Here is an 8750-nt window from a genome sequence, read left to right on the forward strand (position 1 = left end):
GAGGTTGGCAAACCTACATGTTTTACATTTACACAGTTTATGAGATAGTCCTAATTTTTTATTTATTGGATGTCCGCTAAAGTGAGTACTTTTGTTCATAGTATTTGATTTTGTGGTAAAAACCAAATTACTCTAAAGCGGGAAACCCATCAAGGGAATCCCGCTTTTAAAAATTTAACCGGACACAAATGTTTTTAAATATCCTTCTTCCTCAGATTTAGGAGTTAATTTTTCAATGTATGTATTTGAATATTTTTTGCGGTTAGAATTCTAGTTTTTACGATTTCCTGGTTTTTGTTTCATCTTATCTTTCATTTTTTGCATCATCTCTGGATTTTCCATCATCTTCTGCATCATTTTTTCCATCATCTCGGGGTTTTCCTGCATCATTTTTTGCATACTTTGTGTCATCTGTTCACGCATTTCCGGATTTTTTCGCATCATTCCGTGCATTTTTTCCATTATTTGCTTACGCATTTGCGGATTTTCCTGCATTTTTTCCATCATCTTCTGACGCATTTCCTGCTTATCCATCATTTTTTTCATCATCATTTCCTGCATTTCAGGATTTTCCTCCATCATTTTTTGCATATGCGATTTCATTTTTTCTTTCATTTCGGGATTATTGGCCATCATACCTTTCATTTTTCCCGATTCCATCATTTGCATGTGTTCCTGTATCATGATTTTTTTAGCCTCTTCACTTTGCTGAGCCTGGCCAATAAATTCCTTAAAATTATTCGGATTCGATATAATTTCCTGATAGACCGCATATCGATTTTCATTTACATCCATCGTTTCGGCAGCATTGAAGGTTGATTTACAGCTAAGTAAAGTGCTTGCTACTCCAATAATCATTAAAGTTTTTACTATTGTTCTCATATTCTAGTTTTAAAAATTATTAAATCGGTTATTTAAATTTATAAAAAGTTTATTTTTTCTGGTCCTGTTCAACTCATTAAGGATATTAAGGAGCTTTTATAAAAGTAGTTTATATAATATCTATCCCTTTTCTTATGAAAGGCTTTATTTTATGAGGAAAATTCTCATCATTCCCATATCCTCATGTTCCAGATTATGGCAATGATATACAAAAGACCTTTAAAATCGTTGAAATCCATTATCAAACGAATTTTCATTCCGGGCATTAATAAAACCGTATCCTGCCATCCTTCGTGAATTATACCTTCTTTGATAGAATTCCAAATCGATACGGTTTTCCGGCTTTCAGTATAATTCTGAGTTTTAGTTTTTTGAGTTCGTTTTTCTTTCTCCAAATTCTGGAAAATTTACTCGATAATCGAGATTTAAATACTCCGAAGTTGTTTAATTTAAACGTTATCCACTATTTTTTGTAGTTTATTTCCAATTTCTGTGGCGATCTCTTCTAAATCTTTGTTTCCTACCGCCTGCATAGATGCCGAAGGGTTTACTGCAGCGATCGCAATTTTACCCTTTGCCACTTCCTGAACAATTACATTACAAGGCAACATAGTACCGATCTTATCTTCGGCTTTTAGTGCTTTGTGTGCGTAGGGAGCATTGCAGGCACCCAGGATTTGATATTTTTTAAAATCAACATCCAGTTTCTTCTTTAGGGTAGCTGCTATATCTATTTGGGTGAGCACCCCAAAACCTTCCTTTTCCAATTCATTGGTAACTTTTTTAATTACTTCTTCAAATTCTCCCGACACTGTTTTGGCAAAATAATATTTCATACATTTTTCTTTTTAAATGATTAACTCATGAAAATAAATTTATATAAAGAGACTTTCAGTAACAATTGTTACATAAGATTTTAAGCTTAATCGTCATCTGCGGCTTTTCTTTGAAAAAGTTCAAGTTATTAAAGATGATACCCTCGAAGAACTCGAAGTAGTGGAAATTGGTATTTTACATGATTTTCTAACTCAAAAGAAATTTTATTTAAATGTATAACTTAAATAGTTAGCAATTTAATTAGTTGAAGTATAAACCATAGGAGCTAAGGTTCTTGTGGTTTACTATTTTTTCTCAAATCTCTGTGATAAATTACTACTTTTGTAGTCTGTGCGTACAAAATCTCAAATAAAAGCTTTATTCCTCCTTGGTATCTTTATGCTGATGTCTCTTCATCAGATAATTCCACATGCACACCATGCACATGGGCAGGAGAAGAAGGAGGTTGCGCATCATCATCATTCCGGTGAAGATCATCACCACGAAAAGAAGCAAGAAGATAAGCAGGGGGGATTCTTGTCCTATCTGTTGGCCATTCATTCGCATACGATTGCTTTGAATGAAATTCCGGTTATTAAGGAATATTCCGAGGATGTAAGATTGCAAAAGACAGAAGCCAAAAAGAAAGCCTCAAATAAATACTATTCAGAGAATTGGGTTTTAGCTGATCAAGATTCAGAAAGTTTTGAAATTTATCAGCCTCCCAATGAATATTTCAACCCTTATTTATCCATACTCTCACTTCGGGGACCTCCCGACTTAGTTTGATTAACTAGTCAGGCCACTATTTAAAATAGCAGGCCGATCTTATCATATAGATTAAACTAAAATCAAAAATTATGTTCAGATATATAGTTTCCGCTTTCTGCGGATTCCTTATCTCTACCGGCTCATTTGGCCAGAATACCGGAAGGAATGACATTTTAAAGGAGATAAGCCAGAATAACAGGCAGCTACAGGCATATCAGTCGTTTATTCGCAGTCAGCAGCTTGGAAACAAAACTGAAAATAATCTGCCGGACCCTCAGGCTTCAGCATATTATTTACCATTTGGGGAGCATGAGACAGAAGATTATTATGAATATCAAATATCTCAGCGCTTTGAATTTCCGACGGTCTATGCGGCCCGCAGCAAACGGATTGACAAACAAAAGAAGCTACTCGAACTAGAGTACGACGCCATGCGCCAAGAAGTCCTTCTGCAGGCCAAAAAAGAGCTTTTCGAGCTTCAAATTCTGCAGCAGCGAGAAGAGCTGGAGCAACAGCGCTTGGAACAGGCACAACAGGTGTATAAACAGATCCAGCGATTATTCGATGCGGAACAGATCGGGATCCTGGAGCTGAATAAGGCCAAAGTTGCCTGGCTGCAGCAACAATTTGAATTGGACCAAATAGAGATTGAAATGAAGAACACCTTGATGGAACTTCAGAAACTGAATGGGGGAAATCCGGTTCAGGCAGATGAAATCCTGTTCATTGAAGACGCTGAAGTTGCCGAAATGCAGGTGCTTTGGAACGAAAAACTTTCCGCAGATGCCGAGGTCCAAATGTTGACTGCCCTGGAGGCGGTGGCGGAACAACAGGTGAAACTGCAAAAGAATAAAATTTTGCCAGATCTTACCATTGGATATAATTATCAGGGAGTGAATTCGACCAATTATTCCGGCTTTTTAGGGGGACTTTCCATTCCGCTATGGAATAGTAAGAATAAAGTGAGAGCTGCCAAAGCTCAGTTGGAATACGTGCAGGCTAATGCCGGAGCCGAGACTGCCCAATTCTATACCCGATTTCAGGAAAATTACCGGCAATACCAGTTAATAAAGCAGAAATACGAGGAATACCGGGATACCTTTAAAGACCTGAATTCCGAAGAACTTCTATTTAAAGCCTATGAGCTGGGAGAATTCTCGTTTCTTGATTATTACCGGGAAGTGGAATTTTACCGGCAGGCGCATAACAAAATGCTGGAAATGCAAAAAGAGCTTTTTCAGCTAAAAGCACAACTTTTAAAACATCAATTGTAATTTAAAATTAAACATTATGAAATTCAGGAATTTATTTTTCGCAGCAATATTAGTATTTGGTTTTTCAGCTTGTAGAGATACAGCTAATGAAGATCACGGGCACGAACATGGAGAGGGAGTCGAAGCTCACGCCCATGAGGAAGAAGAGCATGGTCATCCACATGATGAAGATGGGGGGCATATGCAGGAAGAGTTCACAGTAGGCGAGGATTCTCTGGATATGTCTCACGAGGAAGAGGAAAGCCATATGCATGACGATGGTACCGAGCACCACGAACACTAAAATTAAAAATCAGATATGAAATATATTTTTATAGTGTGCATCTCGCTTTTTCTTTATTCCTGCGGAAATAACCCGGAAGAAGACCATGCGCACGATGCCGAAGGAAACCACCTTACAGGTGATGTTCCGGCCATAAGCAAAACCGTGTGGACAGACCAGACGGAGCTTTTCGTGGAATATCCGGCTTTGGTGGAGGGAAAGATCAGCAAGTTCGCTGCCCATTTCACCTCGTTGGGCAAACATAAACCGATTCGTGAAGGATCGGTGACAGTAAGTCTTGTAAGAGGTGATAGCGGTATTCGTAATACTGCGGAAGCACCTTCTTCACCCGGAATTTTTTCTCCCGCTTTACAACCGAAAGAGCCGGGAACTTACAACCTGGTCTTTGACCTTAAAACTCCTGAATATTCAGACAGGATCGTGATCGAAAATGTACGGGTTTACTCTTCGGTGGCGGAAGCTGCAGAAAATATAGAGGCTGCAGAAGAAGCCGGAATAAGCTTTTTGAAGGAGCAGGCCTGGAAAATCGATTTTCAGACAAAACCTGTGACTAAAGGTGAAGTCTATGATATCGTTCATACTTCGGGAGTATGGCAGGCGGCACCGGGAACTTATAAAACCGTTGCAGCCGGCGCTAACGGAATGGTGAATTTTGTTTCCGAAAATTTAACGGAAGGCTCCGAGGTGAACAGAGGTCAGTTGTTGATGACTTTGAGCAGTGAAGGACTTTCTTCCAATAATATTCAGGCGGAGATCGCCCAGGCGAAAGCCAGGTACGACCAGGCGAAAGCCGAATATGAGCGAAAAAAGGAACTTTATCAAGACAGAATAGTTCCCAAAGCGGAATTCGAAAAGGTAGAAAGTGATTTTCGCGTAGCCGAAGCGAATTACCGTGCGCTGGCTTCTAACTATGGAGCCGGCGGAAAGCAGATTCGCGCTCCTTTTGACGGTTTTATCAAATCCATCAATACCTCTAACGGAGATTATGTGGAACAGGGAGCAAATTTGATTACTATAGGTACTGACAAATCTCGACTCCTGAAAACCCAGTTAAGTGCGACTTATAATCCAAGTAAGGAATCCATCGCCAATGTCTGGTACAGGAATGATCAGGGGGATTGGGAAAGTGCATTAAATTCTGATGGATCCATTGTTTCTGTGGGCAAAGAGGTGCAGGATGGAAAGCCAATGATTCCAGTTTATGTCAAAGTAAATGACGTGGTTGAAATGCCCGAAGGCAGTTTTACCGAAGTACAGATCGCCCTGGGAGAGGCTGAAACAGTAGTTGTAGTTCCTGAAGCTGCCTTGCTGGAGGACTATGGCAACTATTCTGTCATTGTACAAACCGGCGGCGAAAGCTTCGAGAGACGGCCGGTAAGGATCGGAAAACGAAATGGGAAGAACGCACAGGTTTTGGGCGGACTGCAAGAGGGGGAAGTCGTTGTAACAACCGGCAATTACCAGGTAAAGATGGCTTCAATGTCAGGTGAAACACCGGGTCACGGTCACGAACATTAATCCTGAAACAAAAATTAGATGTTAAATAAAATATTATCGATTTCACTTCACAACCGCCTTCTTGTGCTTTTGGCAGCGGTAGTGCTTAGTGTTACAGGGTTCTACTTCGCACGCACCATGAACGTGGATGTGTTCCCAGACCTTACAGCACCTACAGTGACCATTCTTACCGAAGCTCACGGTATGGAGAGTGAAGAGGTAGAGAAACTGGTGACTTACCAGCTCGAAACCGCGATGAACGGTTCCCCAAATGTGAGAAGGATCCGTTCTTCTTCAGCTGCGGGAATTTCTATTGTTTGGGTTGAATTTGACTGGGGTACCGACATATACAGAGCAAGACAGATCGTTAGTGAAAGGATTCCCATGGTGCGTGAGAACCTGCCGGGTGGAGTAGGCGCTCCGACCATGGCACCTATTTCTTCTATTATGGGCGAGGTAATGCTTTTGGGAGTGACTTCAGACAGTCTGAGCCCAATGGAACTGAGAACACTTTCAGACTGGCAGATTCGACCACGGATCAAAGCCATTGGAGGGATTGCAAACGTGGTGGTGATAGGCGGGGATTACAAGCAATACCAGGTTTTTGCCGATCCGGCAAAAATGAAGCACTACGACGTTAGCCTTGCCGAACTGACTGAAAAAGTGCAGGAGGCAAATATGAATGCACCGGGTGGTTTTTTGAATCAATACGGGAATCAATATATCATCAAAGGTAGCGGCAGAGCTTACGCCGTGGAAGACCTGGAGCAAGCTGTAGTCAAACAGGTCAACGGGCAGAGCATCAAGATAAAAGATGTTGCTGAAGTGCAGATAGGTGCTGCCGATAAGATCGGGGATGGTTCCCTAAACGCAAAACCGGCAGTTATCCTGACTATTTCCAAGCAGCCCGATGTAAATACGCTGGAACTTACCGAAAGGTTGGATGAGGCCATCGCCGAACTGGAAACAAGTTTGCCGAAAAGTGTCGAGATCAAAAGTCAGATCTTCCGCCAGGCCGATTTTATTGATGCTTCGATTAGCAACCTTAATATGACCCTGCTCGAAGGTGCCTTTTTTGTGGTTATCGTGCTGTTCATTTTTCTTATGAACTGGCGTACCACCTTTATTTCACTGCTGGCCATCCCAATTTCCTTACTGGTGTCCATAATCATTTTAAAATGGCTGGGGTACACTATTAATACGATGAGCCTGGGAGGTATGGCTATTGCCATTGGTGCACTGGTAGATGACGCCATTATTGATGTGGAGAACGTTTATAAACGCCTGCGGGAGAATGTTCGAAAACCGGAAGCGGAAAGACAATCTGTTATTACGGTGGTCAGGGACGCTTCGGTGGAAATAAGAAGTTCGATTATCATTGCTACGCTCATCATCATCGTATCATTCATTCCGTTGTTTTTCCTTGGCGGAATGGAAGGCAGATTGCTGAAGCCACTTGGAATTGCTTTTATCACTTCAGTTTTGACCTCATTGGTGGTTGCAGTTACTGTTACTCCGGTGTTATGTTCTTATCTTTTAAAAGATGAAAAAATGCTGAAGAAGCAGGCTCAGGGAACCAAAGTTGAAAGATGGTTACAGCAGCGTTACGCCGCAACTCTCAACCGAGCACTGAAGATCCCTAAAACGGTGATTGGAGTAACTGTAATCGCTTTTTTACTGAGTATCGCCCTTTTCACACAGCTGGGGAGAAGTTTCCTTCCGGAATTTAATGAAGGTTCCCTGGTGATCAGCGTAGTTGGTCCTCCGGCAATGTCCCTGGAAGAAAGCAACAAGACAGGAAGACAGGTAGAACAGCTGTTACTCGAAATGCCCGAAGTTGATGTGGTGACCCGAAGGACAGGTAGGGCCGAATTGGATGAGCATGCCCAGGGGGTAAATGCCGCCGAGATCGATGTGCCTTTTACACTGGAAGAAAAATCGAAGGAAGAATTCTTTGAAGAGGTAAGGGGAAAACTGAGTATGGTGCCCGGAGTAAATATCACTTTAGGGCAACCCATTGCTCACCGAATCGACCATATGCTTTCTGGAACCCGGGCAAATATTGCGATCAAAATATTCGGACCCGATCTGCAACAGCTTTATGAAATTGGAACAGACGTGGAGCAAAGTATAAGCCCCATCAACGGACTTGCCGATGTAGCGGTTGATCAGCAGATCGAGGTGCCGCAGATCAAGATCACGCCAAAACGCCAGATCCTCTCTGCTTACGGCATGACTGTCGGCGAATTAATGGAACAGGTGGATGTTGCCTTTGCCGGCCACGAGGTAGGGGAGATCTATGAAGGTCAAAAATACTTTGACCTTGTGCTGAGATATGGTGAGGAGTTCAGAAACAGTATTGAGAATATTAAAACTGCTTTAATAGGACTTCCGAACGGCTCACAGGTGCCATTGGAACAGCTTGCCACAGTTTCCTCTGTAAGCAGCCCCAATACCATTAGCAGGGAAGATGTACAGCGTAAGATCGTTGTAGCTGCCAATGTGCAGGGACGGGATCTGCGAAGCGCGGTAGAAAAGATCAGGGAAACCGTAAATTCTTCCGTAGATATTCCGGAAGGTTACAGGGTTGAATACGGCGGACAATTCGAAAGTGAATCCAGAGCCTCACAGATGCTGATGATTTCAGCTGTTTTGGCGATCCTGGTAATTTTCCTGTTGCTGTATTTTGAATTTAAGAATGTCAAACTGGCTTTTATCGTCCTTATCAATCTGCCGCTGGCATTGATCGGGGGAATCCTTATCGTGTACTTTACATCGGGAATTGTGAGCATAGCTTCGACTATCGGTTTCATTAGTCTCTTTGGGATTGCTACTCGAAACGGAATCCTACTGGTGTCCAGATACGAAGACTTACGGCAGGAAGGCTTAAGAGGTTTTGAATTGATCAAATCGGGCGCATTGGACCGGTTAAATCCGATCCTAATGACAGCCTTCACTACAGGTCTGGCACTTATTCCATTAGCTTTAAAAGGAGGGGAACCGGGAAGTGAGATCCAGAGCCCGATGGCTGTGGTGATACTTGGGGGGTTACTCTCGGCAACCATTCTGAACCTGGTCGTAATCCCTTGTGTGTATGATCTTGTTACTAAGAAACTTTAATACTCAAGAGTAATTTTTAAAAATCCCGAAAGTAAAATTTCGGGATTTTTTATTTTTGATAGATTGAGGTTTGGTTCTGAAGTTAATCCTTTCTGTGGAAAACCGGG

Annotated in this window: 8 protein-coding genes; 5 read left to right on the forward strand and 3 right to left on the reverse strand. The window is 42.0% G+C overall.

From position 1 onward, the window contains the following. Positions 1 to 270: 270 nt before the first annotated feature. The 3 genes from ACQ93I_RS16860 to ACQ93I_RS16870 all read right to left on the reverse strand — a co-directional run bounded on the left by ACQ93I_RS16860 (position 271) and on the right by ACQ93I_RS16870 (position 1718). Positions 271 to 882 carry a hypothetical protein gene (locus ACQ93I_RS16860; RefSeq protein WP_311683905.1) on the reverse strand — a complete coding sequence of 204 codons (612 nt, stop codon included), beginning with the start codon at positions 880 to 882 and terminating at the stop codon, positions 271 to 273. Between the two features lie 144 nt (positions 883 to 1026). Continuing rightward, complete coding sequence (locus ACQ93I_RS16865; protein ID WP_265165396.1) at positions 1027 to 1074, reverse strand: hypothetical protein; 48 nt, start codon at positions 1072 to 1074, stop codon at positions 1027 to 1029. Positions 1075 to 1331: 257 nt separating this feature from the next. Continuing rightward, positions 1332 to 1718: a DUF302 domain-containing protein gene (locus ACQ93I_RS16870; RefSeq protein ID WP_265164270.1), complete on the reverse strand. Its 387-nt coding sequence runs from the start codon at positions 1716 to 1718 to the stop codon at positions 1332 to 1334. A gap of 331 nt (positions 1719 to 2049) precedes the next feature. Between ACQ93I_RS16870 and ACQ93I_RS16875 the strand changes: the two genes are divergently transcribed. From ACQ93I_RS16875 to ACQ93I_RS16895, 5 genes are all read left to right on the forward strand, one after another. Further along, a complete protein-coding gene (locus tag ACQ93I_RS16875) occupies positions 2050 to 2487 on the forward strand; it encodes a hypothetical protein (RefSeq protein ID WP_265164269.1) in 438 nt (145 codons plus the stop codon). 71 nt (positions 2488 to 2558) lie between these two features. Further along, complete coding sequence (locus ACQ93I_RS16880) at positions 2559 to 3743, forward strand: TolC family protein (protein ID WP_431699544.1); 1185 nt, start codon at positions 2559 to 2561, stop codon at positions 3741 to 3743. 16 nt (positions 3744 to 3759) lie between these two features. Continuing rightward, on the forward strand, positions 3760 to 4026 hold the full coding sequence (locus ACQ93I_RS16885; protein WP_431699545.1) for a hypothetical protein: 267 nt from the start codon (positions 3760 to 3762) through the stop codon (positions 4024 to 4026). A 15-nt stretch (positions 4027 to 4041) separates the two neighbouring features. Beyond that, the gene (locus tag ACQ93I_RS16890) at positions 4042 to 5544 is read left to right on the forward strand and encodes an efflux RND transporter periplasmic adaptor subunit (RefSeq protein ID WP_265164266.1); all 1503 of its coding nucleotides are present in this window, start codon (positions 4042 to 4044) and stop codon (positions 5542 to 5544) included. Between the two features lie 18 nt (positions 5545 to 5562). Then, positions 5563 to 8643: an efflux RND transporter permease subunit gene (locus tag ACQ93I_RS16895; RefSeq protein ID WP_431699547.1), complete on the forward strand. Its 3081-nt coding sequence runs from the start codon at positions 5563 to 5565 to the stop codon at positions 8641 to 8643. Positions 8644 to 8750 lie beyond the last annotated feature (107 nt).

The sequence above is a fragment of the Salinimicrobium sp. WS361 genome (assembly GCF_050750585.1).
GTDB lineage: Bacteria > Bacteroidota > Bacteroidia > Flavobacteriales > Flavobacteriaceae > Salinimicrobium.

Excerpts from the sequence above, each read along its gene's own strand:
- ACQ93I_RS16860 (WP_311683905.1), bottom strand. The coding sequence starts at position 882 with ATGAGAACAATAGTAAAAACTTTAATGATTATTGGAGTAGCAAGCACT.
- ACQ93I_RS16870 (WP_265164270.1), bottom strand. The coding sequence starts at position 1,718 with ATGAAATATTATTTTGCCAAAACAGTGTCGGGAGAATTTGAAGAAGTA.
- ACQ93I_RS16880 (WP_431699544.1), top strand. The coding sequence starts at position 2,559 with ATGTTCAGATATATAGTTTCCGCTTTCTGCGGATTCCTTATCTCTACC.
- ACQ93I_RS16885 (WP_431699545.1), top strand. The coding sequence starts at position 3,760 with ATGAAATTCAGGAATTTATTTTTCGCAGCAATATTAGTATTTGGTTTT.
- ACQ93I_RS16890 (WP_265164266.1), top strand. The coding sequence starts at position 4,042 with ATGAAATATATTTTTATAGTGTGCATCTCGCTTTTTCTTTATTCCTGC.
- ACQ93I_RS16895 (WP_431699547.1), top strand. The coding sequence starts at position 5,563 with ATGTTAAATAAAATATTATCGATTTCACTTCACAACCGCCTTCTTGTG.